The 23270-nt window shown below is 68.2% G+C and carries 21 protein-coding genes; 9 read left to right on the forward strand and 12 right to left on the reverse strand.

All coding sequences use genetic code 11. The annotated features are described in order from the left end of the window. Window positions 1-172: 172 nt before the first annotated feature. The 12 genes from AB4Z01_RS11100 to AB4Z01_RS11155 form a co-directional block, all read right to left on the reverse strand. Complete coding sequence (locus tag AB4Z01_RS11100; RefSeq protein WP_441693410.1) at window positions 173-1111, reverse strand: ABC transporter ATP-binding protein; 939 nt, start codon at window positions 1109-1111, stop codon at window positions 173-175. Then, entirely contained in the window at window positions 1108-1743 is a 636-nt protein-coding gene (locus AB4Z01_RS11105; RefSeq protein ID WP_441693412.1) for an ABC transporter permease, read from the reverse strand. Before AB4Z01_RS11105 ends, AB4Z01_RS11100 begins: the two co-directional genes overlap by 4 nt. Further along, window positions 1740-2372: an ABC transporter permease gene (locus tag AB4Z01_RS11110; protein WP_441693414.1), complete on the reverse strand. Its 633-nt coding sequence runs from the start codon at window positions 2370-2372 to the stop codon at window positions 1740-1742. Before AB4Z01_RS11110 ends, AB4Z01_RS11105 begins: the two co-directional genes overlap by 4 nt. A gap of 13 nt (window positions 2373-2385) precedes the next feature. Then, entirely contained in the window at window positions 2386-3189 is an 804-nt protein-coding gene (locus AB4Z01_RS11115; protein ID WP_441693416.1) for a phosphate/phosphite/phosphonate ABC transporter substrate-binding protein, read from the reverse strand. A gap of 5 nt (window positions 3190-3194) precedes the next feature. After that, window positions 3195-4199 carry an ornithine cyclodeaminase family protein gene (locus AB4Z01_RS11120; RefSeq protein ID WP_441693418.1) on the reverse strand — a complete coding sequence of 335 codons (1005 nt, stop codon included), beginning with the start codon at window positions 4197-4199 and terminating at the stop codon, window positions 3195-3197. A gap of 67 nt (window positions 4200-4266) precedes the next feature. After that, window positions 4267-5154, reverse strand: a complete 888-nt coding sequence (locus AB4Z01_RS11125; protein WP_441693420.1) for a glycine betaine ABC transporter substrate-binding protein — start codon at window positions 5152-5154, stop codon at window positions 4267-4269. Between the two features lie 36 nt (window positions 5155-5190). Next, entirely contained in the window at window positions 5191-6687 is a 1497-nt protein-coding gene (locus tag AB4Z01_RS11130) for an HAL/PAL/TAL family ammonia-lyase (RefSeq protein WP_441693422.1), read from the reverse strand. Next, entirely contained in the window at window positions 6684-7436 is a 753-nt protein-coding gene (hutC, locus tag AB4Z01_RS11135; RefSeq protein WP_441693424.1) for a histidine utilization repressor, read from the reverse strand. Before hutC ends, AB4Z01_RS11130 begins: the two co-directional genes overlap by 4 nt. Further along, window positions 7433-8284 carry a MaoC/PaaZ C-terminal domain-containing protein gene (locus AB4Z01_RS11140; RefSeq protein ID WP_441693426.1) on the reverse strand — a complete coding sequence of 284 codons (852 nt, stop codon included), beginning with the start codon at window positions 8282-8284 and terminating at the stop codon, window positions 7433-7435. The genes hutC and AB4Z01_RS11140 overlap by 4 nt, the downstream gene beginning before the upstream one ends. A gap of 2 nt (window positions 8285-8286) precedes the next feature. Then, complete coding sequence (locus AB4Z01_RS11145; protein ID WP_441693428.1) at window positions 8287-9072, reverse strand: SDR family NAD(P)-dependent oxidoreductase; 786 nt, start codon at window positions 9070-9072, stop codon at window positions 8287-8289. Next, entirely contained in the window at window positions 9069-10616 is a 1548-nt protein-coding gene (locus AB4Z01_RS11150; protein ID WP_441693430.1) for an acyl CoA:acetate/3-ketoacid CoA transferase, read from the reverse strand. The genes AB4Z01_RS11145 and AB4Z01_RS11150 overlap by 4 nt, the downstream gene beginning before the upstream one ends. Window positions 10617-10840: 224 nt before the next feature. Beyond that, window positions 10841-12628, reverse strand: coding sequence for an APC family permease (locus AB4Z01_RS11155; protein WP_441693432.1), 1788 nt, complete (start codon window positions 12626-12628; stop codon window positions 10841-10843). A 247-nt stretch (window positions 12629-12875) separates the two neighbouring features. On the opposite strand from AB4Z01_RS11155, the gene AB4Z01_RS11160 reads away from it, so the two are divergent. The 9 genes from AB4Z01_RS11160 to AB4Z01_RS11200 all read left to right on the forward strand — a co-directional run bounded on the left by AB4Z01_RS11160 (window position 12876) and on the right by AB4Z01_RS11200 (window position 23251). After that, window positions 12876-15245 carry a DUF1989 domain-containing protein gene (locus AB4Z01_RS11160; protein ID WP_441693434.1) on the forward strand — a complete coding sequence of 790 codons (2370 nt, stop codon included), beginning with the start codon at window positions 12876-12878 and terminating at the stop codon, window positions 15243-15245. Window positions 15246-15336: 91 nt separating this feature from the next. After that, window positions 15337-16017 carry a helix-turn-helix domain-containing protein gene (locus AB4Z01_RS11165; protein WP_441693436.1) on the forward strand — a complete coding sequence of 227 codons (681 nt, stop codon included), beginning with the start codon at window positions 15337-15339 and terminating at the stop codon, window positions 16015-16017. A 91-nt stretch (window positions 16018-16108) separates the two neighbouring features. Beyond that, window positions 16109-17005 (forward strand): class II glutamine amidotransferase, encoded by an 897-nt coding sequence (locus AB4Z01_RS11170; RefSeq protein WP_441693438.1) that lies wholly within the window; start codon window positions 16109-16111, stop codon window positions 17003-17005. Window positions 17006-17048: 43 nt separating this feature from the next. Further along, window positions 17049-17735 carry a protein GlxC gene (locus AB4Z01_RS11175; protein ID WP_441693440.1) on the forward strand — a complete coding sequence of 229 codons (687 nt, stop codon included), beginning with the start codon at window positions 17049-17051 and terminating at the stop codon, window positions 17733-17735. A gap of 12 nt (window positions 17736-17747) precedes the next feature. Beyond that, window positions 17748-19076 carry an FMN-binding glutamate synthase family protein gene (locus AB4Z01_RS11180; RefSeq protein ID WP_441693441.1) on the forward strand — a complete coding sequence of 443 codons (1329 nt, stop codon included), beginning with the start codon at window positions 17748-17750 and terminating at the stop codon, window positions 19074-19076. Between the two features lie 72 nt (window positions 19077-19148). Further along, window positions 19149-20456, forward strand: a complete 1308-nt coding sequence (glnT, locus tag AB4Z01_RS11185; RefSeq protein ID WP_441693443.1) for a type III glutamate--ammonia ligase — start codon at window positions 19149-19151, stop codon at window positions 20454-20456. A gap of 85 nt (window positions 20457-20541) precedes the next feature. Beyond that, window positions 20542-21675 carry an aminomethyltransferase family protein gene (locus AB4Z01_RS11190; protein WP_441693445.1) on the forward strand — a complete coding sequence of 378 codons (1134 nt, stop codon included), beginning with the start codon at window positions 20542-20544 and terminating at the stop codon, window positions 21673-21675. A gap of 8 nt (window positions 21676-21683) precedes the next feature. Continuing rightward, window positions 21684-22289, forward strand: a complete 606-nt coding sequence (locus AB4Z01_RS11195; RefSeq protein ID WP_441693447.1) for a dimethylamine monooxygenase subunit DmmA family protein — start codon at window positions 21684-21686, stop codon at window positions 22287-22289. Continuing rightward, window positions 22286-23251 carry a PDR/VanB family oxidoreductase gene (locus AB4Z01_RS11200; RefSeq protein ID WP_441693449.1) on the forward strand — a complete coding sequence of 322 codons (966 nt, stop codon included), beginning with the start codon at window positions 22286-22288 and terminating at the stop codon, window positions 23249-23251. Before AB4Z01_RS11195 ends, AB4Z01_RS11200 begins: the two co-directional genes overlap by 4 nt. Window positions 23252-23270 lie beyond the last annotated feature (19 nt).

Raw genomic sequence — 23270 nt, forward strand, 5'->3', positions numbered from 1 at the left:
GATGCGGGCGACGCTGGGCCGCGACGCCGCCGCCCGCGGCGCCGCCGTGCTGCCGCTGTTCCGCACCCTGAACCCGAGCTACGTCCCGCTCAGCGCACCCGAGAAGCCCGCCGCGCTGCGTCCCCGGATCAGCACCGCCCTGTCGTAGCGGCCTCGAGGGCCGGATTGCGCGCTATTGATGCGCGGACAGGACGGCTTCCCGCGACAGGTACCCGATCCGCGAACCGTCGGCGGTCTTGACGTCGAGGCCGGGGAGATCGCCGGCCAGGATGAGAGCCAGGGCATAATGGAGGCTGGCGGTGGGGGCGACGGACTCACCGGAATCCTGCGCCGACGGCGGTGCCATGGCGCCGGCGACCTCGATCAGGCTCAGTCGCTTGATCGCCCGGTCGGGGCCGAGGAAACTTTCGACGAAATCATCGGCGGGATGGGCCAGGATCGCCGCCGGCGTGTCGTATTGCAGCAGCCGGCCGTCGCGCATGATCGCGATCCGGTCGCCCATCTTGATGGCCTCGTCGAGGTCGTGGGTGACGATGACCACGGTCTTGCTGACCCTCCGCAGGATCTGCCGGAACTCGTCCTGCAGCCTGACCCGGGTGATCGGGTCGATCGCGCCGAACGGCTCGTCCATCAGCATGATGGCGGGATCAGCGGCGAGAGCACGGGCGAAGCCGACGCGCTGGCGCTGCCCGCCGGAAAGCTCGTGCGGCAGGCGGCGGCGCATGACCGCGGGGTCGAGGCCGACGAGATCGAGCAGCTCGTCGATGCGCCGGTCGGTCCTCGGCCGATCCCAGCCCAGCAGGCGCGGCACCGTCGCGATGTTCCGGGCGATCGTCATATGCGGGAACAGCCCGACCTGCTGGATGACGTAGCCGATGCTGCGCCGCAGCTCCTTCGGGTCGGTTTGGGCGATGTCGCGGCCGTTCACCAACACGCGGCCGGAGGTCGGCGTTTCCAGCCGGTTGATCATCCGCATCGTCGTCGTCTTGCCGCAGCCGGACGGGCCGATCAGCGCGACCGTGGTGCCGGCCTCGATCTCCAGGTCGAGTGTATCGACAGCACGGCGGCCGCCGCCCTCATAGGTCTTGGTGACGTGATCCAGTCGTATCATCGGCGTCTTCCGAATGATCGTTCCAGCCAGCCGAACAGAAGCTCGGCCAGGATGGCGAGCAGGGCGATGGGCAGCGCGCCGACCAGCAGGCGCGGCATGTTCATGATGGCGATGCCGGCGTTGATGAAATCGCCGAGGCCGCCGCCGCCGATGAACGACGCCAGCGCCGCGCCGCCGATCACCTGGATGGCGCTGGTGCGGACCCCCGCCAGGATCGAGGGGACGGCCAACGGCAGCTCGATCTGCCACAGGATGTCGCGCCGTCCCATGCCCATGCCGTGGGCGGCATCCAGCAAGGCGGGATCGATCTCGCGGATGCCGATGATGGTGTTGAGGAGCAGCGGCGGGACCGCGAGCACGATGAGGGCGACGACCGACGGCAGCAGGCCGATGCCGAGGAACGGCATGGCCGCCGACAGGATCGCGAGGCTCGGGATCGACCGCAGCGAACCGGCGACATTGACCGCGACAAAGACGGCGCGCGGCGCCCTGGCGACGAGGAATCCGAGCGGAATGGCGATGGCCAGCGCGATCCCGAGCGAGATGGCGCACATCAGCAGATGGCGGTTGAAGGCGCTGAAGAACACGCCCGGGTTGGCCGTGATCCAGTGGAAGGCGTCGACCAGGATCATGCTGCCGGCCTGCCGCTGCGGCGGCGCAGGATCTTCTCGAGCGACGCGAACAGGTAGTCCGTGGACAGGGCCAGCGCCGAGGTAAGGAGGCCGCCGGCGATGATCTTCTCCGGAAAGCGCTGGTCGATGCCTTCGAAGATGATGACGCCGAGGCCGCCGGCATTGATGTAGGCGGCCACGGTGGCGATGCCGATGACCGTGACCGCGGCGATGCGGATGCCGCCGACGATGAAGGGCATGGCCAGCGGCAGCTCGACCTCCCAGATACGGCGGACGGTGCCGTACCCCATGCCGTGCGCGGCATCGAGCACGTCGCGCGGAACCGCCTGGAAGCCGAGGCCGATGTTGCGGATCAGGATCATCAGCGAATAGGCGGCGAGGCCGGTGATGGCCGGTTCCGCGCCGATCCCCATGATCGGGATGAACAGGGCGAACAGCGCCAGGCTCGGGATCGCGAACAGCACGCCGGTCACGATGACGATCGCGCTGAGCGTCCTCGGCCGGCGGGCGGCCCAGATGCCGACGATCAGTGAGATGACCAGCGCGATCCCGACCGAGGAGAACACCAGAACGAGATGCTCGAGCAGGGCCTCGAGCAGCCGGTCGATGTTCTTCGGCACCCACTTCATCGGGCGGCGTCTTTCACCATGCTGCCGCCAGCAGCCGGTCGGCTTCCTGCGCCCGCTGCGGCAGGGAATCGTAGGCCGCAACATCCGGCGCCGCGAAGCGCGCGAGGCCGAGCGAGGCGAGGATGCTGCGTCCCTGGGCACTATGATGCGCCCGAAGCAGGGTGTCCCTGAGCGCCGCAACCACCTCGGCCGGCTGCCGGCGGGAGGCGACGAGCAGGGGGACAGGGGTGGCCTGGGTCGTCGCGATGATCCGCAGCGGCGCCAGAACCTCCGGCTGATGCATCTCCAGCAGCTGCCAGGCATAGGCGTCGATCGCGCCGACATCGATCCGGCCGGCCGCGACCGCATCGACGACGCCGTTCGGATTGAGCAGCGGGCCGATCGCCGTCACCGGTGACTTCGGCCGCGGCAAGCTCGCGAGGAAGGCCCGCGGCGCGTGATAGCCCGATTGGGAATCGCGCACTGTCCAGCCCCAGCGCAGCGCGGGAAGGTCGGCGGGATCGAAGGCCGTATCCTGGGCGGCGACGATATGGCTCGCATAGAGCGGGCGGCCATCGGCCCAAGGCGCGGTCGAGACCGGCGCCGCCAGGGCGACCGGCCGCTCATTGGCAGGCAGACAGGAGAAGGGGTAGCCGCACATGAAGGCCACGCCCAGATCCGGCCTGGCCCAGAGCTCCGACAGCGGGGCGGGAGCGGCATGGGCGATGACCTCGAGCCGGATGCCGGACTCCTCGGACAGCCAGGCGAACAGGCCGTCCCACAGCCCGCGGACCTTCGGGCCGACATTGTACATCCGGGAGCAGGCCACGAGCGCCATGCCGGTCACGCGAACCGCAGCCGCTGGCCGATCTTCAGCGCCCGGGCCTTGTCGACCATGGCCGCGCCGAGCGCGACATCGGTGGTGCTGAGGCCGCGGTGCCAGAACAGGATGGTCTCGCCGTCGCTTTCGCGGCCGGGCTTCAGGCCGCAGACGATCTGTCCGATCTCGGCATGCAGCGTTTCCGCCGTGACCTTGCCCTCGTCGACATGGCGGCGCAGCGCCCCGAACGGCCGCCCGGGTCCGCACTGCCCCCAATCATCGACCACGACCTTGTCGATGATGTCGGTGAGGTCGAATTCCAGCGCGCTCATCGTCCCGTAAGGCACGACAAAGGCGCCCCGCTTCACCCATTCCGTCTTGAACAGCGGCGTGGGCTCGGGCAGCCGGCTGGCCTCGACCATGATGTCGGCGCCCTCGAGGCAATCCTGCCAAGTGTCGGTGACGATGATCCTCTTGCCGAGATCTCGTTCCAGGCGCTCCGCAAAGGCATTCCGGCTTTCCGGGCGGCGGGAATGGACCCGGATCTCGGCGAAGTCGAACAGGTGATCGAGCAGGCGGACATTCCAGTACGACGTGCCGCGGGCGCCGATATGGCCGAGCACCTTGCTGTCCTTGCGGGCGAGATATTTCGCGCCGAGCGCCGTCACCGCGCCGGTCCGCATGTCGGTAATCGCGGTCGCATCGATCACCGCCTTCGGCACGCCGGTGTTCGGGTCGAACAGGTTCAGCACCGCCATTTCGGAGGGCAGGCCGAGCTTGTAGTTGTCGACGAATTCGCCGACCACCTTGACCCCGGCGTAGTTCAGCGATTTGACATAGCCGCGCAGCACGTTGAAGTGCCCCTTGTCGGAGCTTTCGGGCACCAGATGGACGCGCGGCTCGATCACCGTCTCGCCGCGGCCCTGGGCGTCGAGCGCCTTCTCCACCGCCGCGAGGATCTCGTCATTGCTGAGAGCGAGCGCCTCGGCGTCGAGCGCGTTCAGATAGTCGATCCAGATTTCCTGCATTCCCGTTCTCCAGCGATGGGCGCGCTCCGCAAAGCGGCAGGTTCGGCTCCTGCCGCTTCATCGGATATCAGGGCAGCAGCCCCTTTTCCTTCAGGAAGGCCTCGGCCACGTCCTTGGCCTCCTCATGGTCGTTCTCGACCTTGGCGTTGAGGACACGCATGGTGGCGTTGTCCAGGTGCGATCCCAGCGAGTCCAGGATCTCCGCCATCTTCGGGTTCGCGTCCAGCACCTGCTGGCGGACCACCGGGGCGACGTAATAAGGCGGGAACAGACCCTTGTCGTCGGCGAGCGCGACGAGATCCTGGGCACCGATCTGCCAGTCGGTGGCCGCGCCGTTGACGACATCGACATCCTTCTGGCCGAGCGCGTCGTAGCGCAGGCCGAGCTTGGCGAATTGCTTGAATTCCTTGAATTCTGCGTCATAGACGCGCTTCAGCCCGGGCAGGCCGTCGGCCCGGTCCGGGAATTCGGCGCCGCCGCCGAACACCAGCGTGTTCGCCACCTTGGCCAAGTCGGACAGGGACTTCAGGCTGTTGGCATCGGCGGTTTCCTTGCGGACGACGATGACATAGCCGTTGTTGATGCCGGTGGGCTTCAGCCAGGTCAGGTTGAACTGCTTGGCGTAGAAGGCCTTGACCTCGTCATAGACCTTTCCCGCATCGGTCGACATCGTGCCCTTGACCACCGCGGACAGCGCCGTGCCGGTGTATTCCGGATACAGGTCGATCTCACCGGTGGTCAAAGCCTGATGGGCGATCAGGGTGCCGCCGAGATTGATCTTGCGCTCCACCTCGAAGCCGGCGTGCTCCAGCAGCGCCGCGTACATCTCGGCCAGGATGTACTGCTCGGTGAAGTTCTTGCTGCCGACCTTGATCGGGTCCGCTGCTGCGGCAGGCTTGAAGGCAATCGTGGCCATCACCGCAGCGGCGACGGCGGACAGGATCGACAGTCTCATCTTCATTCTCCCTGTTCGTTGTACGTGAAAGGCTCCCTACGGGTTGCGGATGAGCTCCGCTATTCGTTGGAAATCGGCGCTCTGGGCGCGGTCTTCGACCAGTGGCGGGACATGCTGGCGGATCAGCCGGTAGGCCTCTCCCGTGCCGGCGCCGAGCTCGGCCTCCACGCCGCGCAGCTCCGCGGCCTGGGCGGACACGATGAGCTCGATGGCGACCAGGAAGCGCAGCCGATCGATGATTGCCTCGGTCTTCGCCAGCACGGCGGGCGCCAGCGACGCCTGGTCCTCGACCCCGTCCGCCACCGGGATCGGTGTCAGCGAGGCCGGCAGCGCGAGGTGGCGGATCTCCGCTTCGAGGGCAGAGACCGTCTTCTGGACGGTGCCGAATCCCGTCCGGCTGCCGCCGAGCGGTGTCAGGAAGCGCGGCAGGTCCGACATCCCGGCCGACATGATCTTCATCGTGCGGTAGGCGGTCGCCGCCGCGCCATGCGCCATCGCCTGGCCCAGCCGCTCCCAGGCCAGGACGAAGGCGGTCAGGTCGAAATTGCCATGCGACAGGATCAGCCCTTCCGGCTCCAGCACCACCGGGTTGTCGCCGGAGCTGGCGATCTCGATCTCGGTGACGGTCCGCGCCTCGCCGATCGCGTGCAGCAGCGCGCCCCAAACCTGCGGCGCGCAGCGATAGCTCAGCGGATCCTGCACCCGCCGCGCCGCGCCCTCGGCCAGCAGGGTGCTGCCGGCCAGAAGCGCCCGGAGCTTTTCCGCCGCCGCGCGCTGGCCGAAGGCCGGGCGCGCCGCCAGTGCGCGGTCGTCGAGCGCCGTCACATTGGCGCGGAAGGCCTCGAAATTCAGCGCGATGGCCGCCAGCGACCAGTCGAACAGCCGCTCGACATCCGCCAGGCACAGGCAGGCCTTGCCGACTGACAGGCTGTTGGCGACGACGATGGCGTGGCCGTCCTTCGGGGCCAGCCGGAGCGGCTCAAGCCCTGCCCGGCGCAGCGCCTCGCCAGCCGCCATCACCTCGCCGCCGAACTCGGCCTCGCCGTCGCCGAGCAGGGCGCGGCCCAGATGCGCCAGCGGCGCCAGATCGGCCGCGCCGATCGAACCCAGCGACGGCACCACCGGGTGGAACCCGGCATTCAGCGCCGCGACGAGGCCGGAGAAGACTGGCAGCGACACCCCGGCGCCCCCGGCCGCCATGCCGGCGATGCGCGCCGCCATCATGGCCCGTACCGCCTCGCGCGGCAGGGCAGGGCCGACCCCCACGGCGCGGCCCTGCGGCACGCGCCGCTGGAACGCCACCAGGTCTTCCGTAGCGAGCCGCGTGTCGACGCCGGCGCCGAGCCCGGTGGTCAGGCCGTAGACCGGCACATCCGATGCGGCATAGCGGTCGACCACGGCACGGGCGGCCAGGATCCGCGCCTCGACCTCGGGGGAGATCACCACGCGTGCATCGCGCCGGGCGATGGCGACGATGTCGCCGACCGTCAGCGCCGCGGCAGTGATGGACACGATGGGGGCGGCCGCGGTCAATCGTCTCTCCCGTTCAGAAGGGCGGCCGTCCTGGCCGGGCCCGAGCGCGCTTCCAGCCGATATTTGTCGCCGGGGTAGGACAGCAGCGCACAGGTCACCACCGCCTCGCCGGACCAGGTGCGGCGGAAGACCCTGAGGCATGGCTGGTCGGGCTTGAGGCCGAGCAGCTTCCGCACTTTGGCATCGGGCCGGACCGCTTCGACGAAATGCTCGAAGGCGGTGATCGGCGCCACCTTCGTCAGGTATTCGTTCGGGGTGGTCCGGGTGAAGTCATTGGCCAGATAGTCCGGCGCCACGACCGGGTTGACGTAGCGCTCCTCGACCTGGATCGGCTGGTCGTCCTCCAGATGGACGATCAGCGAGTGCATCACCTCGGTGCCCACCGCGAGATCCAGGGACTGTGCGATGGCCGCGTCCGCCTTGATCCGGTCGGCGATCAAGACCTTCGCCGTATGGCGACGGCCGCGGCCGGCAATCTCGTCGGCGATGTTCCGGATCTGCAGCAGGTCGATATCCTGCCGCTGCGACGAGACGAAGGTGCCGAGGCCGGTGGCGCGCGTCAGCACCCCCTCGAACATCAGCTCGCGCAGCGCCCGGTTGGCGGTCATGCGGCTGACCCCGAACGAGGCCACCAGCTCGCTCTCGGAATAGACGCGGTCGCCCGGCTTGAACGTGCCCTCGGCGATCCGCGCCATGATCGCGTCCTTGATCCGCAGGTAATGCGGCGCCTCGCCCGCCGGCTTGGTCATGCCAGCCTCGCCGTGCCGAAATCGAGGACCGTCACGCCGCGCGCGGGAACCCGGGCGCGGAACCCGATGTCCGGGCCCTGCCGCCAGATGTCGAATTCCAGCCCGTCGCCCGGCAGCACCGGCGCGGTGAAGCGGGCGGCGATGAAGCCGACATCCGCGATGGTGCCGGCCCCGGCTGTCCGGCCGATCGCATAGCCCGCATAGCCGAAGGTGCACAGGCCATGCAGGATCGGTCGCGGGAAGCCCGCGCCTGCGGCATAGGCCGGGTCGGAATGCAGCGGGTTGAGGTCGCCGTTCAGCCGGTAGAGGAGGGCGGCGTCCTCCGGCACGGCGATCGCGAACACGGCATCCGGCGCGCGGGCCGGAACCGGCGCCAGCGGCTCCGGCGGCGTTCCTGCCAATCCGCAGCCGCCGTTGCCGCGGCAGGCATTGGTCTGGACGATGGTGGCGACCGGCGCGTCGTCGGCCAGCGTGACGATCGTCCGCTCGAAGGTCGCGAACATGCCCTTCTCGGGGCCGCGGTCGACGATCGCGGTCATGCGGCTCCGCGACAGCAGCGGGGTGTCGATCGGGACGGGCCGATGGATCGTCAGGCGGTGCTCGGCATGCACCAGCCTCTGCCAGTCGATGCCGGCATCCTGCAGCCACGGGCCAGGATGGGCGACGACATTCGCCAGGGTCGGCGCCGGCACCAGATCGCGCTCCTGGGTCCGCCGCAGATGGGCTTCGTCCAGCGGCTCGGCCCCGTATCCGACGGAGAGCGCATAGAGGATGGCGTCGCGCGCCGTCACGATCTGCCGGGCCTCGGGAGCCGGAAACTCCATGATCGCGCGGGCCGAGACGGCCATGGTCAGGCTCCATTGCGCGCGCCGCCGGCGAGGCGGATGCCGCCATCGACCGACAGCAGCTCGCCGGTGACGAACTCCGCGCCCTCGACCAGCCAGACCACCGCGCCGGCCACATCCTCCGGCGTCGCCACCCGCCCGAGCGGCGCGGTGGCGGAGAAGCGGGCGGCCAGCGCGTCATAGGCATCGGTGCCCAGGGTCTGGCGCATCCAGCGGGTGTCGATGATTCCGGGGCAGACCGCGTTGACGCGGATCTCCGGGCCGCAGGTGCGGGCCAGCGCCTTGGTCAGCGCGTTCAACGCCCCCTTGGACGCCGTATAGGCCAGCGAGGAGCCGCCGCCGGTGAAGGCGACGTTGGAGGACACGTTGACGATCGCCCCGCCGCCGCCGGCGCGCATCGCCGGAAGCACCGCGCGGCACATCTGGTAGGCGCCGACGACATTGACGCCGAACACCTTCTGGAAATCCGCCGCCGACAGCGTCTCCAGGTCGAAGGGATCGGACGCCACGGTCACGGCGGCGTTGTTGACCAGCGCATCCAGCCGGCCCCAGCGATCGACGGCCTTCGCCGCCATCGCCCGGCAGGCGGCATCCTCGGACACATCCGCCTGTACCACCTCGACCTCGGCGCCGAGCGCGCGGCAGGCGGCAGCGGTTTCCTCGGCCTCGTCGCGGCTGCGCGAATAGTTGACGACGACCCGGGCGCCCCGCTCGGCGAACATCCGGGCGCAGGAGGCCCCGACGCCGGTTGCCGATCCGGTGACGATGACGACGGCGCCATCAATGTTCATGGTGCATCCCTCATGGCGGGCTCGCGGAAGAGGCGGGCGTCCATCTCCACCAGCCGGTCCGCGATGGCGACGCCCGGGGGCAGGCGTTCGATGACCTGCGCCTTCGCATCGATGCCCGGGGCCACCTCGGTCAGGGTCAGGCAGCCGTCGATGACATGGAACAGCGCGCGCTCGGTGACGACGACCTGCCGCTGGCCCGCAGGCGCCGCGGCGGGGTCGGAGCTGACCTGCCCGACCCGTTCGACGATCTTGCAGGACCGCCCGTCGATGGCGATCGAAAGCCTGCCGTCCTGCACCTCGATCTCGGCGCCGCCATGCGAGAACGAACCCATATAGACGACGGTGCCTGCGGTCTGGGCGATGTTGGTGAAGCCGCCGACGCCGACGATGGTCTGGCCGAACCGGCTGACATTGACCGCACCGCGCACATCGACCTCGGCCATGCCGAGAAAGGCGATGTCCAGGCCGCCGCCGTCATAGAAGTCGAACTGGGACGCCTGCGGGATGATCGCGCTGGGATTGACCGCGGCGCCGAAGGACAGCTCCTCGGCCGGAATGCCGCCGATCACGCCGGATTCGATGGTGACGGTGTAGTCGTCGAACCCTTCTTCGCCGGCGATCCGACCGATGCCGGCGGCAATGCCGATGCCGAGATTGATGGTCGGGTGGTCCCGGCCTCGCAGCTCCAGGAAGGCGCGGCGCTGGATCACCTTGTCGACCGACAGCGGCAGCGGCGCGAGGTGGCTGGCGGCCGCCCGGTGCCGGCCGGTATAGGCGATGTTGTCGGTCTCGCCGAAGCTGATGCCGTGCTCGGCGGGGTCGTCGCAGACCACCACATAGTCGACCAGCATGCCCGGGACCCGCACATCCGCAGCCGGCAGCGAGCCGCGCTCGGCGATGCGCTTGACCTGGACGACGACGATGCCGCCGGAATTCCGGCCGGCCTGGGCCATGGCCAGCACGTCGACGGGAAAGGCCTCGTCCTCCAGGGTGATGTTGCCGTCCTCATCCGCCGAGGTGCCGCGCAGCAGCACGCAGTCGAGCGGCATCGCCGGATACAGCAGCCACTCCTGGCCGCGCAGGCTGACCCGCTCCACCAGCTCGGCCGTCGTCCGCGTATTCAGCCGGCCGCCGCCATGGCGCGGATCCATGAATGAGCCGAGGCCGATGCGGGTGACCACGCCGGGCTGGCCCGCCGCGATGGCGCGATACAGCTGGGCGATCACCCCTTGGGGCCAGCAATAAGCGTCGACCTTGTCCTCGAGCGCCAAGGCGCCGAGGCGGGGGGTGCCGCGCCAGCCGCCGGCGATCACGCGCTCGACCAGCCCCTCATGGCCGAAATGACCCATGCCGCGGGTCTTGCGGTCGCCGGTGCTGGCGGCGAACAGCAGCGTCAGGTCGCGCGGGGCGCCCTCGGCCAGGTAGCGCCGTTCGACAGCGGCCGAGATCGCCTCGGGATGGCAGCACCCACCGAAGCCGGACGCGGCGACGGTCATGCCGCTGCGCAACAGCCCTGCCGCCTCGGTGGAGGTGATGACCTGCATCGCGTCGATCCATATGTCCGACAACCTGTATATACAGGCGTGATCTGTGCCGGTTGGCAATGCACAAAAATGCGTTGGCTAAAAATTCAGCTATGCGGGTTGGGGATCCTCGAAGGGATTCGAGGCACAAAGCACAAGAGAACGCAGGAAAATCCCACCCGCGGTCCTGCGGGTGGGATCGAGACGACAGGGATCAGGGCTCCGACCGGGAGCGGCCGGGGCCGTCAGGCGGGCAGCTGGAACGCCCAGTTGGCGATGAGCACGATCGCCAACCCCCCGGCGAGGGTCAGATAGGGCAGCATCCCGGCCTTTTTGACCCCGAGATCCTGGCCGATCAGGCCGAGATCCGCCATCGCGCCGGCCGGGAACTTGCCGCCGTCGCGCACATAGTGGCGGAAGGCGAACACCGGCAGGATCAGGGCGGCGAAGGCAAAGCCGACCCACAGCGCGTTCTCATAGCCCCAGACTTTCGCGCCGGCGCCGAGGAACAGCGCGTTGACGAAGGCCAGCACCGTGTTCAGCCCGATCAGCCAGGTCGGGGCCTTCCAGGGCCGCGGGATGTGACCGGAGTCGACCCGGTGAATCCAGCCGGAGTTGAGGTTCAGGAAGTTGAAGACGATGTAGCCGACATTCGACACGGCCAGGACGAAGAAGTAGCCGCCGACATCGGATGCGATGGCCAGCAGGATCAGGTTGAAGGCGAAGTCCGTCCACATCGCCCGGGTCGGGGCGCCCTTCTCGTTTACATGCTCGAGATATTTCGGCAGCCAGCCGTCCTTGGACCCCTGGTACAGCGTCCGCGAGGACCCGGCCATGGCGGTCATGATCGCCAGGAACAGGGCCAGGATCATCAGCGCGACCAGGATCTGGGTGATGATCGGGCCGGCGCCGATCAGCCCGCCCAGCACCTCGGCGACGCCGGTGCCGTCGACGATCCCCGGCGCCAGCATGCCGGCATGGCCGAGCACGCCCTGGAAGGTGAAGGGGATCAGGAAGAAGAACAGGCAGCAGGCCAGGCCCGAATAGAAGATCGCCTTGAACGTGTCGGTCTTCGGGTTCTTCAGCTCACGGGTGTAACAGACCGCCGTCTCGAAACCGTAGGTCGACCAGGCGGCGATGTAGAGGCCGCCGAGGAACAGCGTCCAGCCGCCATTGCTCCAGGTGCCGTCCAGGCCGGAATAGGCCGCGGTCGGCGGCACCAGGCCGGTGATGTTCGCCGACTGGATCTGGCCGCTGAAGATCGGATACAGGCCGATCAGCAGCAGCGGCACCAGCACGGCGATGGCCAGCCATTTCTGGACGCTGGCGGTCTGCGCGATGCCGCGATGCTGGATCGCGAAGATGATCAGCATCAGGATCGCGCCGATGAAGAAGGTCGCGTTGATGTTGGCGGTGGCGAGATAGGGGATGCCGAAGCTGGCCAGCGACCAGGTGCGGATCGTCGGCGTCAGGGCGGCGACGCCGTCGGCGCCGAGCAGGGCCTTGACCGCGTCGCCGGGCGCAGCGCCGGCATGCGCCGCCAGCCATTCCGCCACGCGCGGGCTGTCCGCCGTCACCGAGCCGGCATGCGCGGCGATCCAGGCCAGCACCGGCTGCGAGTCGGCGCCCGGGATCGGGAAGAAGGCGTTGAGGATATAGCCGGCGGCGATGGCGCAGCCCAGCGACAGCACCGGCGACCAGGCGAACCAGTTGCACCACACCGACAGCGGCGCGATGAACTTCGAATAGCGCAGCCAGGCGGTCGCGCCATAGACCGAGGCGCCGCCGGACTTGTTGCCGAACATGCCGGCGACTTCCGCATAGGTGAAGGATTGCAGAAAGCCCATGACCATCGAGATGATCCAGACCACGAAGGCCAGCTTGCCGGTCGTGCCCGCGATGCCGCCGATGGAGAACAGGACGAGCGGCGGCACGCCTGCGGCCACCCAGAACGCGCCCTTCCAATCCAGGGCGCGGATCAATTTGCCTTCTTCGGTGCCGGTCGTGATCGCACCGTCCAACACATCTGCCATTGGTGATGCTCCCCGTCTTTGGTCCAGGACGCTTCTTTCGTGCGTCTTCCTGGATGTGCCTCCCTCGGCGCGCCTTGCCTGCGCCCTCGCCATTGTCCTGGTGATCCGCGCTCCCCCTGCGGATCCTCCTCCAAGGCCTTTATGCATAGTGAAGAACTTTTCTCCTCGGTCAATATGACTTTACTTTGAACCTGCATTTTGCAACCTTCGCTGCGTGCTCGACCGCGCCATCTCCCGCGAGGGTCCCATGCGAGATCTCGGTCCGATGACGGCCGGCGTGCGCCCCGCCTCTCCCAGCCTGGTCCTGACCCCCGGCATCCGTTCGCTGCCGGCCGGGACCGAGCACTACCGCGTCCGGGGCGGCGGGTCGCTGGTGATCCGGGTCGAGGCCGGCGACCAAGTGACCGTGACYGACACCGAAGGCGGCCAGGCCTGCGAGCTGTCGTTCCTGGACGAAGGCGGGCGCTTTCTCGCCGCCGGACTCGGCATCCCTTTCACCGGGCCTGCCGAAGGCCTGACGACCAACCTTGCCGCTAGCGGGGACGGGGCGTTGCGCACCCGCGCCGCCCTGGCGCGGCGCGGTGCCGATCTGGCGGCCGCCGGTGCCGCCCGCATCTTCGGGCCCGGCTCCAGGCCGGGCGAGCAGGCGGAATTCACCATCGCCGGAACCGGCCTGCTGGTAGCGGCGGTGCCTGCCGTCGCCATGCTGCCACACGACCAGGACACGGCGACGCCGGTCGAGATCCGGGTCCGGCGCGTCCGCCCGGTCCGCGACTATGCCGCCGCCCTACCCGAGCCGATGGCCGACCCGATCGAGGACATCCGGATCAGGGCCGGCACGGCCTCCGCCTATCTCGTCCGGGCCGGCGAGTTCATCCAGGTGATCGACGTCTTCGGCCGGCAATGCACCGACTTCCAGGCCTTCTCCGCCCGGAAGGTCGACAAGGGTCTGGACTTGGCGTTGGATTCAACCGTCACCCGCACGCTGCTGGGCCGCAGCTATCCGCTGCCGGGCCTGCCGTCGAAGGCCTTCGACCGGGATTTCGAGCCGCTGGTGGAGATCGTCCAGGACACGGTCGGCCGGCACGACGCCTTCGCCACCGCCTGCAACGCCCGCTACTACGACGACATGGGCTATCCCGGGCATGTGAACTGCACCGACAACTTCAATGCCGCCCTGGCGCCCTATGGCATTGCGGCGCGCAAGGGCTGGGAGGCGCTGAACTACTTCTACAACACCAATATCGACCACAATAACCAGCTCTATCTCGACGAGCCATGGTCGCGCCCGGGCGACTATGTGCTGATGCGGGCGCTGACCGACCTGGTCTGCGTCTCATCCTCCTGCCCGGACGACATCGATGCGGCGAATGGCTGGGATCCGACCGACATCCATGTCCGGACCTTTTCCGGCCGAGAGACCTTCACACGAGCGGTGGCCATTCGCATGACGCCCGACGCCGATCCCGAACTCACCCGCGAGACCGCCTTCCATCCCCGCCTGTCCGCCCTGACGCGGGACTATGCGGAGTATCGCGGCTACTGGCTGCCGAACCGCTTCGCCGGCGAAGGGCCGGTGGCGGAATACTGGGCCTGCCGCGAAAAGGCCGCGGTGATCGACCTGTCGCCGCTGCGCAAGTTCGAGGTCACGGGTCCCGATGCCGAAGACCTGCTGCAATATTGCCTGACCCGCGACGTGCGCAGGCTGTCGACCGGCCAAGTCGTCTATTCCGCCATGTGCTACGAGCATGGCGGCATGATCGACGACGGCACGCTGTTCCGACTCGGCGACCGCAACTTCCGCTGGATCGGCGGCGACGACTTCAGCGGCCTGTGGCTGCGGCAGCAGGCCGAGGCGAAGGGGTTCAAGGCCTGGGTCCGGTCCTCGACCGACCAGTTGCACAACATCGCCGTGCAAGGGCCGGCCAGCCGCGGCATCCTCAAGGACATCGTCTGGACCGCGCCGCGCCAGCCGACGATCGCCGAGCTCGAATGGTTCCGCTTCAGCGTCGGCCGCATCGGCGGCTTCGAAGGCGCCCCGGTGGTGGTGTCGCGCACCGGCTATACCGGCGAACTGGGCTACGAGATCTTCTGCCATCCGAAGGACGCCGCCGCCGTGTTCGACGCGGTCTGGCAGGCCGGGCAGCCGCACGGCCTCGTGCCGATGGGGCTGGAGGCGCTGGACATGCTGCGCATCGAGGCCGGGCTGGTCTTCGCCAACCACGAGTTCACCGACCAGACCGACCCGTTCGAGGCCGGCATCGGCTTCACCGTGCCGTTGAAGTCCAAGACCGATGATTTCATCGGCCGTACGGCGCTGATCGAGCGCAAGGAGCATCCGCGCCACCGCCTTGTCGGGCTGGATGTACAGGCCAATGACGCGGTCGGCCATGGCGACTGCATCCATATCGGCCGGGCCCAGATCGGCGTGGTGACCAGCGCGACCCGCTCGCCGATCCTCGGCAAGACCATCGCCCTGGCACGGATCGACGTGACCCATGCCGCGGTCGGCACGGCGGTCGAGATCGGCAAGCTCGACGGCCACCAGAAGCGCCTGCCGGCCGTGATCGTGCCGCTGTCGCATTACGACCCGCAGAAGACCCGGCCGCGGGCATAGCGCTGCGGGCGTGCCCTTTCCCCAGAGTTGAGGGAATTTCACCATGGCGATAGCGTGGCCACCGGATGCGACTGATCGCCAGGACCCATTGATGATGGACAAGACCAAGGATTCGGCGCGGCAGAAACCGGCGCGCGGCAAGGCGGTGTTCACCCAGGATCCGCACGCCGTGCGCGAACCGAAGGACAACAATCTCGAGATGGCGATCGGCCACGAGGTCAGGGCCTATCGCAAGAAGCTCGGGATCACGGTGACGGATCTCGCCGCCGCCACCGGCATCTCGCTCGGCATGCTGTCGAAGATCGAGAACGGCAACATCTCGCCGTCCCTGACCACGCTGCAGTCGCTGTCGCGGGCGCTGGGCGTGCCGCTGACCGCGTTCTTCCGCGGCTATGAGGAGCCGCACAATGCGGTCTTCGTCAAATCCGGCCAGGGGATCGAGCTCGAACGGCGGGGCACTCGCGCCGGCCACCAGTACAATCTGCTCGGCTATATCGGCAGCGGCGCCAGCGGCGTGGTCGTCGAACCCTACCTGATCACGCTGACGGCAGATTCGGACGTCTTTCCGACCTTCCAGCACGAGGGGCTGGAGTTCCTCTACATGCTGGAGGGCGAGGTGGTCTACCGCCATGGCGACCAGCTGTTTCCGATGCAGCCGGGCGACAGCCTGTTCTTCGACGCCGATGCGCCGCACGGGCCGGAGGTGCTGGTGAAGCTGCCCGCCCGCTATCTCTCGATCATCAGCTATCCGCACCGCTCCGGGAAAGGTTGACTTGCCTTGAAGGAAAAATTTATTCTTCATAATTGAGGCGGCCKAGAGCGACCTGCCGCTCGTCGTCCGAATGCAAGCGGAGGGTCCGGCCATGTGCGGGATTGTGGGTCTCTTCCTGAAGGACCGGGGGCTCGAGCCACAGCTCGGGGCGATGCTGTCGTCCATGCTGGTGACGCTGACGGATCGCGGGCCGGACAGCGCCGGGATCGCGATCTACGGCGACACCGACCACCGCCACGCCAAGCTGACCGTGCAATCCGCCGATCCGAAGCGCGACTTCGCCGGCCTGGCGGGCGAGTTGCAGGGGGCTCTCGACGCTCCGGTGTCGATGCAGGTGAAGAGCACCCATGCCGTCATCCTGCTGCCGCAGGACAAGCTGGAGGAGGGCAGGGCGGCCGTCGGGCGGCTGCGCCCGGATGTCCGGGTGATGAGCAGCGGCGACGCGATCGAGATCTACAAGGAGGTCGGCCTGCCCCGGGACGTCCTGTCCCGCTTCGCCGTCGCCGGGATGTCCGGCACGCACGGCATCGGCCACACCCGGATGGCCACGGAATCCGCCGTCACCACGCTCGGCGCCCATCCGTTCTCGACCGGGCCCGACCAGTGCCTGGTGCACAACGGCTCGCTGTCGAACCACAACAATCTCCGCCGCACCCTGAAGCACGGCGGCATGGCGTTCGAGACCGAGAACGACACCGAGGTCGCCGCCGCCTACCTGACCGCGGAGATGGCCAAGGGCAAGAATCTCGGCCAGGCGCTGGAAGGCGCGGTCGACGACCTCGACGGCTTCTTCACCTTTGTCGTCGGCACCAAATCCGGCTTCGGGGTCGTGCGCGACGCCATCGCCTGCAAGCCCGCGATCATGGCCGAGACCGACCGATATGTCGCCTTCGGGTCCGAATACCGGGCCCTGGTCAGCCTGCCCGGCATCGATGCGGCCCGGGTCTGGGAGCCGGAGCCGGCGACCGTCTATTTCTGGGAACGCTAGGCGCCGCGGCGCGGCCTCCACCCTTTCATCTCAGGGCGACACGATGCCAACCTACGACCTCGCCGCGACCCCCCTTCGCGACCTCAACCAGGCCTTGCACGCCATCGCCCCGGGCGACAACGACCGGCAGTTCAGCGTCCTCAATCCGCGCGGCCACCATGCCGTCGCCGTCGGCGTGCACGCGCCGGTGACGATCGATGTCATGGGCAGCGTCGGCTACTACTGCGGCAGCATGAACGACGAGGCGACGATCACCATTCATGGCTCGGCCGGCCCGGGCGTCGCCGAGAACATGATGTCCGGCACCGTCGTGGTCAAAGGTGATGCCAGCCAGTATGCCGGGGCCACCGGCTGCGGCGGGCTCCTGGTGATCGAAGGCAACGCCTCGTCGCGCTGCGGCATCTCGATGAAGGGCATCGACATCGTCGTGCGCGGCAGCATCGGCCACATGTCCGCCTTCATGGGCCAGGCCGGCAACCTCGTGGTGCYGGGCGACGCCGGCGAGGCCCTGGGCGATTCCCTCTACGAGGCGCGGATCTTCGTGCGCGGCAAGGTCAAGAGCCTCGGCGCCGATTGCGTCGAGAAGGAGATGCGGCCGGAGCATTTCGCGCTGCTGGCCGGGCTCTTGGACAAGGCCGGTGTCACCGACGCTCGGCCGCAGGAGTTCAGCCGCTACGGGTCGTCGCGCAAGCTCTACAACTTCCACGTCGACAATGCCGACGCTTATTGATCGGGGTCCGTCATGAGCTATCACAACCCGCCCACCGAACCCCGGATCTCGGCCACCTTCGACGAATACACGATGTCGGAGATCCGGCGCGCCGCGGCCACCGGCATCTATGACATCCGCGGCGGCGGCGCCAAGCGCAAGCTGCCGCATTTCGACGACCTGCTGTTCCTCGGCGCCTCGATTTCGCGCTACCCGCTCGAAGGCTATCGCGAGAAATGCGGCACCGATGTCGTGCTCGGCGCGCGCCACGCCAAGAAGCCGATCGAGCTGAAGATCCCGATCACCATCGCCGGCATGAGCTTCGGGTCGCTGTCCGGCCCGGCCAAGGAGGCGCTCGGCCGCGGCGCGACCATGGCCGGGACGTCGACCACCACCGGCGACGGCGGCATGACCGAGGAGGAGCGCGGCCATTCGGAGCGGCTGGTCTACCAGTACCTGCCGTCCCGCTACGGCATGAACCCGCGCGACCTGCGCCGCGCCGACGCCATCGAGATCGTCGTCGGCCAGGGGGCGAAGCCCGGCGGCGGCGGCATGCTGCTGGGCCAGAAGATCTCCGACCGGGTGGCGGAGATGCGGACCTTGCCGAAGGGCATCGACCAGCGCTCGGCCAGCCGCCACCCCGACTGGACCGGGCCGGACGATCTCGAGATCAAGATCCTCGAGCTGCGCGAGCTGACCGACTGGGAGAAGCCGATCTATGTGAAGGTCGGCGGCGCGCGGCCCTATTACKACACGGCGCTGGCGGTCAAGGCCGGCGCCGACGTCGTCGTGGTCGACGGCATGCAGGGCGGCACGGCGGCGACGCAGGAGGTCTTCATCGAGCATGTCGGCATGCCGACGCTGGCCTGCATCCGACCGGCCGTGCGGGCGCTGCAGGATCTCGGCATGCACCGCAAGGTCCAGCTCATCGTCTCGGGCGGCATCCGCAACGGCGCCGATGTCGCCAAGGCCCTGGCGCTCGGCGCCGACGCCGTGTCGATCGGCACCGCGGCGCTGATCGCGATCGGGGAGAACGATCCGCGCTGGGCGGCGGATTACGCGGCGCTCGGCACCACGGCCGCCGCCTATGACGACTGGCATGAGGGGCGGGACCCGGCCGGCATCACCACGCAGGATCCGGAGCTGATGAAGCGGGTCGATCCGATCGCGGCCGGCCGCCGCCTCGCCAACTACCTCAAGGTCATGGCGCTGGAGGCGCAGACGATCGCGCGGGCCTGCGGCAAGAACCATGTGCACAACCTGGAACCCGAAGATCTCTGCGCCCTGACGGTCCCTGCCGCCGCCATGGCGCAGGTGCCGCTCGCAGGCACGGACTGGATTCCCGGCAAGGGGGGCTACTAAAGGCAGCCGGGCGAACACCCCGGACAAGCCTAAAAACCAAGATGTCTCTGGGAGCTCACTGGGAGACCGAGCATGACGTTGGACCTTGCTGCCTTTGCCAAAGACAAGGGCATCAAATATTTCATGATCAGCTACACCGACCTGTTCTCCGGCCAGCGCGCCAAGCTGGTGCCGGCGCAGGCGATCGCCGCGATGCAGGAGGAGGGTGCGGCCTTTGCCGGCTTCGCCACCTGGCTCGACATGTCGCCGGCCCATCCCGACCTGTTCGCCGTGCCCGATCCGTCCTCCGTCATCCAGTTGCCGTGGAAGAAGGAGGTCGCCTGGGTGGCGGCCGATTGCAGGATGGACGGCCAGATCGTCGCCCAGGCCCCGCGCAACGTGCTGAAGCGGCTGGTGCAGGAGGCCGAGGCCGAGGGCAAGCGGGTGAAGACCGGCGTCGAGGCCGAGTTCTTCCTGATCACGCCCGACGGCAGCCGGATCTCGGACGACCGCGATACGGCGGCGAAGCCCTGCTACGACCAGCAGGCGGTGATGCGCCGCTACGACATCATCACCGAGATCTGCGACCACATGCTGGAGCTCGGCTGGGGCGCCTATCAGAACGACCATGAGGATGCCAACGGCCAGTTCGAGATGAACTGGGAGTACGACGATGCGCTGCAGACGGCCGACAAGCACTCCTTCTTCAAGTTCATGGTCAAGTCCATCGCCGAAAAGCACGGGCTGCGCGCCACCTTCATGCCGAAGCCGTTCAAGGGGCTGACCGGCAATGGCTGCCACTGCCACATCTCGGTCTGGGACAACAGCGGCCGGACCAACGTCTTCGCCGACAAGGCGGCCGAGTTCGGGCTGTCGGCGGAGGGGCGGCACTTCCTCGGCGGCATCATGAGGCACGCCTCCTCGCTGGCCGCGATCACCAACCCGACGGTCAATTCCTACAAGCGCATCAACGCGCCGCGCACGATCTCGGGCGCGACCTGGTCGCCGAACTCGGTCACCTGGACCGGCAACAACCGCACCCATATGGTCCGCGTGCCCGGGCCCGGCCGGTTCGAGCTGCGCCTGCCGGACGGCGCCGCCAACCCCTATCTGCTGCAGGCGGTGATCATCGCTGCCGGCCTCGAAGGCCTGCGCCATCGTGCCGATCCCGGCCCGCATCACGACATCGACATGTACAGCGAAGGCCATCTGGTGAAGGACGCGCCGCGCCTGCCGCTGAACCTGCTCGACGCGCTGCGGGCCTATGACGCCGATGAGGGCCTGAAGCAGGCGGTCGGCCCGGAATTCTCCGCTGCCTATCTCAAGCTCAAGCATCAGGAATGGAACGCCTACGCCTCCCACTTCACCCAGTGGGAGCAAGACACCACGCTCGACATCTGAGGGCGCAGGAACGCCTTGTCAGGGCGCAAATCGCGCCTATGATGAAGAAATAAATATTCTATAGAGTGAAAACAGGGGACCGGACATGGCTCTATCGTGGCGCTTTTCGGCTCTCGCGGATCGCCATCGCGCGCTGGGGTCGAAGCTCGAGGACTGGAGCGGCATGGGCACCGCCTGGACCTACGACAAGGACATGTCGGCGGAGCATGTGGCGGTCCGCACCAAGGCCGGCCTGATGGACGTGTCGGGCCTGAAGAAGGTCCATCTGGTCGGGCCGCACGGCATCGCCGTGCTCGACACCATCACCACCCGCAGCATGGCCAAGATCACTCCGGGCCGGTCGGTCTATGGCTGCATGCTCAACGATCGCGGATATTTCACCGAGGATTGCATCACCTACCGCACCGGCCCCAATTCCTGGATGCTGGTGCACGGCTCCGGCTCCGGCCATGAGGAGGTGGTCAAGCAGGCCGCCGGCCGAAACTGCGCCGTGCTGTTCGACGACGACATCCACGACCTCTCGCTGCAGGGCCCGCTGGCGGTCGACTATCTCGCCAGGCACGTCCCCGGCATCCGCGACCTGAAGTATTTCCACCATATGCAGACGACGCTGTTCGGCGCGCCGGTGATGATCTCGCGCACCGGCTACACCGGCGAACGCGGCTACGAGATCTTCGTCCGCGGCCAGGATGCCCCCCTGGTCTGGGACACGATCCTCGACGAGGGCAAGGACATGGGCATCATCCCGTGCTGCTTCAGCGTGCTCGACATGCTGCGGGTCGAGAGCTACCTGCTGTTCTACCCCTACGACAATTCGCAGATGTATCCCTTCGCCGATGAGGGCCCGGGGGATTCGCTGTGGGAACTTGGCCTCGACTTCACCGTCAGCCCCGGCAAGACCGGCTTCCGCGGCGCCGAGGAGCATGCTCGCCTGAAGGGCCGCGAGCGCTTCAAGATCTTCGGCCTGCTGATCGACGCCGATCGCCCGGCCGATGCCGGCGACGAGGTCTGGGCCGACGGCCGCAAGGTCGGTGTCATCACCTGTCCCTGCTATTCGTCGCTGACCCGCAAGTCGATGGCGATCGCGCGGCTCGACGTTGACAGGGCGGTGCATGGCACGAAGCTCGAGGTGCGCGGCAAGGCGGTGGAGGCGTCCGCCACCGCCCACACGCTGCCCTTCGACGACCTGGAGAAGAAGAAGCGGACGGCGGTGGGCTAGGGGCGGCCATGCTGGTCGCAGGGATCAAGAGCCGGCCGGTCTACAAGGGCCTCGTCCTCCAGCCCCATGCCCGGCGACACATCTTCGCCCTCGAAGGGGAAGGAGCCCTGGCCCTGCTCGACCAGCGGGCGGCGCTGGATAGCCCGATCCTGTCCCGCAGCGAGATTCTCTATGCGCCCGGCGGCTCGCAGGGAAGGGGGCACGACCACGCCCTGCTCGGCCTCGGCGCCAGGGCGTGCTGGAGCGCGCCCACCGTCCCGACACTGCTGTTCCGGCTGAACGGCACGCTGGCGACCGCGCGGATGGGCACGCGCCTCTATATTGCGGGAACTGAGGGGTTCATCGGCCAGGCAATGGCCGTAGCTCTCGACCGCGGCATGGATTACGCCTCGGTGATCACCGAGCATCGCGGCTCGCTGGCCCGGCGCGTCCAGTGCGTGCATTGCAAGGGCATCACCGAGGGCGTGACCACCAGCGTCTTCCCCTGCAGCCATTGCGGGCTGGCGCTGCTGGTGCGCGACCACTATTCGCGCCGGCTCGCCGCCTTCCAGGGCGTCAACATCGATGCGGAGGAGCCGGGCAGCGCCCCGGCCCCGGAGGAGGTGTTCCGGTGAGCGGCGGCATCGAGATCCCCGTCCGCGTGGCCCGGATCACCCCGGTCGCCGAGCGGGTCAAGCGCTTCCGTTTCGAACGGGTGGACGGCGCGCCCCTGCCGCATTTCTCCGGCGGCGCCCACGTCATCGTCGTCATGGACGATGACGGCCACACGCGCCGCAATGCCTATTCGCTGATGTCGCCGCCGGATGATTGCTCGGGCTACGAGGTCAGCGTGCTGCATGTCGAGGATTCGCGCGGCGGGTCGACCTTCATGCATGAGCGGCTGCGGGAGGGCGACGAGCTGAAGATCAGCCACCCGGTCAACCTGTTCCAGCCCGACTGGCGCGGCCGCAAGCACCTGCTGGTCGCGGGCGGCATCGGCATCACGCCCTTCCTCGCCATGATGCGGCAATTCACCCTCGAAGGCCGGGAGTTCGAGCTGCACTACGCCATCCGCAGCCGCGACCGCGGCGCCTATTGGCGCGAGCTGGTCGAGCGCTACGGCCCGCATCGCGTCTCGGTGTATTGCGATGCCGAGGGCGATGCCATTCCGCTCGGGCGCCTGCTCGACAGCCAGCCGCTCGGCACACATCTCTATGTCTGCGGCCCGTCCGGGATGATCGACGGCGTGCTCAAGGCGGGGGTGGAGGCCGGCTGGCCGGCCGAGAACCTGCACTTCGAGCGCTTCCTGGGGTCGCTGCCCGGCACGCCCTTCGTCATCCGGCTCACGCGCTCCGGCAAGACCGTCCAGGTCGGGCGCCATGAGAGCATGCTGGAGGCGATCGAGGCGGCGGGCGTCGACGCGCCGTTCCTGTGCCGCGGCGGCGCCTGCGGCCAGTGCGAGGCCGCGGTCGTCGCCTGCGACGGCACGCTGCTGCATCACGACGTCTATCTGACGGACGAGGAAAAAGCGTCCGGCCGCAAGGTCATGGTCTGCGTGTCCCGTTTCGAGGGCACCGCATTGCACCTCGACCTTTAGCCGGAGCGGGACAAGGAGG

The sequence above is a fragment of the Inquilinus sp. YAF38 genome, assembly GCF_052113205.1.
Taxonomy (GTDB): domain Bacteria; phylum Pseudomonadota; class Alphaproteobacteria; order DSM-16000; family Inquilinaceae; genus Inquilinus.

What these genes read in the sequence shown, in the direction of transcription:
- AB4Z01_RS11150 (WP_441693430.1), bottom strand. Translation starts at nt 10,616, where the DNA reads ATGCAGGTCATCACCTCCACCGAGGCGGCAGGGCTGTTGCGCAGCGGC.
- hutC (WP_441693424.1), bottom strand. Translation starts at nt 7,436, where the DNA reads ATGACCAAGCCGGCGGGCGAGGCGCCGCATTACCTGCGGATCAAGGAC.
- AB4Z01_RS11125 (WP_441693420.1), bottom strand. Translation starts at nt 5,154, where the DNA reads ATGAGACTGTCGATCCTGTCCGCCGTCGCCGCTGCGGTGATGGCCACG.
- AB4Z01_RS11155 (WP_441693432.1), bottom strand. Translation starts at nt 12,628, where the DNA reads ATGGCAGATGTGTTGGACGGTGCGATCACGACCGGCACCGAAGAAGGC.
- AB4Z01_RS11115 (WP_441693416.1), bottom strand. Translation starts at nt 3,189, where the DNA reads ATGGCGCTCGTGGCCTGCTCCCGGATGTACAATGTCGGCCCGAAGGTC.
- AB4Z01_RS11120 (WP_441693418.1), bottom strand. Translation starts at nt 4,199, where the DNA reads ATGCAGGAAATCTGGATCGACTATCTGAACGCGCTCGACGCCGAGGCG.
- AB4Z01_RS11140 (WP_441693426.1), bottom strand. Translation starts at nt 8,284, where the DNA reads ATGGCCGTCTCGGCCCGCGCGATCATGGAGTTTCCGGCTCCCGAGGCC.
- AB4Z01_RS11195 (WP_441693447.1), top strand. Translation starts at nt 21,684, where the DNA reads ATGCTGGTCGCAGGGATCAAGAGCCGGCCGGTCTACAAGGGCCTCGTC.
- glnT (WP_441693443.1), top strand. Translation starts at nt 19,149, where the DNA reads ATGACGTTGGACCTTGCTGCCTTTGCCAAAGACAAGGGCATCAAATAT.
- AB4Z01_RS11110 (WP_441693414.1), bottom strand. Translation starts at nt 2,372, where the DNA reads ATGAAGTGGGTGCCGAAGAACATCGACCGGCTGCTCGAGGCCCTGCTC.
- AB4Z01_RS11170 (WP_441693438.1), top strand. Translation starts at nt 16,109, where the DNA reads ATGTGCGGGATTGTGGGTCTCTTCCTGAAGGACCGGGGGCTCGAGCCA.
- AB4Z01_RS11145 (WP_441693428.1), bottom strand. Translation starts at nt 9,072, where the DNA reads ATGAACATTGATGGCGCCGTCGTCATCGTCACCGGATCGGCAACCGGC.
- AB4Z01_RS11105 (WP_441693412.1), bottom strand. Translation starts at nt 1,743, where the DNA reads ATGATCCTGGTCGACGCCTTCCACTGGATCACGGCCAACCCGGGCGTG.
- AB4Z01_RS11100 (WP_441693410.1), bottom strand. Translation starts at nt 1,111, where the DNA reads ATGATACGACTGGATCACGTCACCAAGACCTATGAGGGCGGCGGCCGC.
- AB4Z01_RS11165 (WP_441693436.1), top strand. Translation starts at nt 15,337, where the DNA reads ATGATGGACAAGACCAAGGATTCGGCGCGGCAGAAACCGGCGCGCGGC.
- AB4Z01_RS11190 (WP_441693445.1), top strand. Translation starts at nt 20,542, where the DNA reads ATGGCTCTATCGTGGCGCTTTTCGGCTCTCGCGGATCGCCATCGCGCG.